The 2,093-nt window shown below is 65.8% G+C and carries 1 protein-coding gene and 1 pseudogene; both read right to left on the reverse strand.

What is annotated here, in order from left to right:
- Positions 1 to 133 (reverse strand): annotated as a pseudogene (locus tag WCA85_RS00215) (phosphorylase); the annotation flags it as partial.
- 32 nt (positions 134 to 165) lie between these two features.
- Positions 166 to 2,093: squalene--hopene cyclase (gene shc, locus WCA85_RS00220; protein ID WP_424060934.1), on the reverse strand; the 1,928-nt coding region annotated here is incomplete at its 5' end.

Consider the following 2,093-nt stretch of genomic DNA (forward strand, 5'->3'; position numbering starts at 1 on the left):
GCGCACGTTCGAGCAGATCGGCGCGCGCCGCATACACCACCTCGACGCCCTCGCCGCGCACGATGCGCGCCTCGAACGCCATGCCGGTGACGGCGATGACGGGCAGGCGGCCGCCCGACGGGTTCGATACCACTGACTGGGTAGAGCGGGTCGGGTTGACCACCGTCACACCCCGACCGCGACGCGCGTCAGCCCATCACGCTTGAGTTGCCGGTAACGCGCCAGCGCCCAGAGCGGGAAGAACTTTCGGTAGCCGTGGTAACGCAGATAGAACACGCGTGGAAAACCGGTCGCGGTGAAGCGAGTTTCGTCCCACAGACCATGCTCTTGCTGCTCACGCATCAGATACGCAATGCCACGCTCGACCGCCGGATGATCGACACAGCCGGCAGCCATCAAGCCCATCACGCCCCAGGCGGTCTGCGATGCGGTACTGGATGCGGCCTCGTAGCCGCGGTAGTTGAGCTTGTAGCTCGTGCCGTCTTCGCCCCAGCCGCCGTCCTCGTTCTGGATCGACACGAGCCATTGCGCCGCCCGCTTCATGCGCGGATCGTCGTGGGCCATGCCGGCGGCGTTCAGCGAACAGAGCGCACTCCACGTACCGTAGACGTAGTTCATGCCCCAGCGGCCATACCAGCTGCCGTCGGACTCCTGCTCCTTGAGCATATAGTCGTACGCGCGACGCGCCGGCTCGCTATTAGCCGGCAGTTCGCCGAGTTGCGCGAGCATCGACAGACAGCGGCCCGAGACGTCAGCCGTAGGTGGATCGAGCAGTGCGCCGTGATCCGAGAACGGAATGTTGTTCAGGTAGTACTGCGTGTTTTCCGGTTCGAACGCGCCCCAGCCGCCGTCGCTGCTCTGCATGCCGACCACCCATTCGCGTGCGCGAGCAATCGCTTCGTCGTCGACATTCGATTGCGTGAGCGCGGCCGAGCGCTGCATCGCCATCACGACTACGGCCGTGTCGTCGACGTCGGGGTAGTAATCGTTCGCGTACTGGAACGCCCAGCCGCCGGGCCGCACGTCCGGGCGGCGCGAGATCCAGTCGCCGCGCACGTTCAGAATCTGCAGCGGACGCAGCCATTGCAACCCCTGCTCGGCAGCGCGTTCGGCGCGCGGATCGCCGGTTTCGAGCAGCGCGTGCGCGGCCAGCGAGGTATCCCACACCGGCGACAGGCAAGGCTGGCAATATGCTTCGTCATCCTTGATAACGAGCAATTTCTCGATCGACTGGCGGGCAATCGCGCGGTTCGGATGATCGGCCGGATAGCCCATCACGTCGTACATCATCACCGAGTTGGCCATAGCCGGGAAGATCGCGCCGAGTCCGTCTTCGCCGTTCAACCGCTCATCGACGAAGCTGACGGCCGCCTTCACCGCGCGCTCGCGCGTGTACGTCGGGAACAGGCCGTCGACCAGACGCAGCACGTGATCCACGCCGCGGAAGAACGTGAACCACCCCTGGCTCTGATGCGGCGCGCGCGGCAGCAGCCCAGTCGAGACCGGCGCGCCGTGGAACAGTTCGTCGATGCGCACACCGCGCGGATTGCGCGCCACCGGCCGCTTCGCGTTCAGCACCAGCAGCGGCACGATCACCGTGCGCGCCCAGTACGACACCTTCGACAGATGGAACGGGAACCACTGCGGCAGCAGCATGATCTCGACAGGCATCATCGGCACGGCGTACCACGACACCACGCCGAACAGCGCCAGCAGAATGCGCGTGAACACATTCACGGCTTCAGCGCCGCCGTGCGCGAGGATCGCTTCACGGGCGCGGCACATGTGGTCGGCGTCTTCCGCGTCACCGATCATCTTCAGTGCGAAGTACGCCTTCACGCTCGCGCTGACGTCGAGCGCGCCGTCGGTGAAGAGCGGCCAGCCGCCGTTCGGCAACTGGATGCGGCGCAGGTAACGCGCAATCTTCTGTTCCAGTTCCAGATTGGGCTCTTCGCCCAGGTAGTGGACGAGCAGCACGTATTCGGCGGGAATGGTCGCGTCTGCTTCCAGCTCGAACACCCAGTGGCCATCCGGACGCTGCGCCGCGAGAATCGCGTCGGTGGCGCGGGTGACGGCGGCGTCCAGCGCTGCCG

Origin of the sequence: Paraburkholderia sp. (genome assembly GCF_049581445.1) — a bacterium.
In the GTDB taxonomy this organism is placed as follows: domain Bacteria; phylum Pseudomonadota; class Gammaproteobacteria; order Burkholderiales; family Burkholderiaceae; genus Paraburkholderia.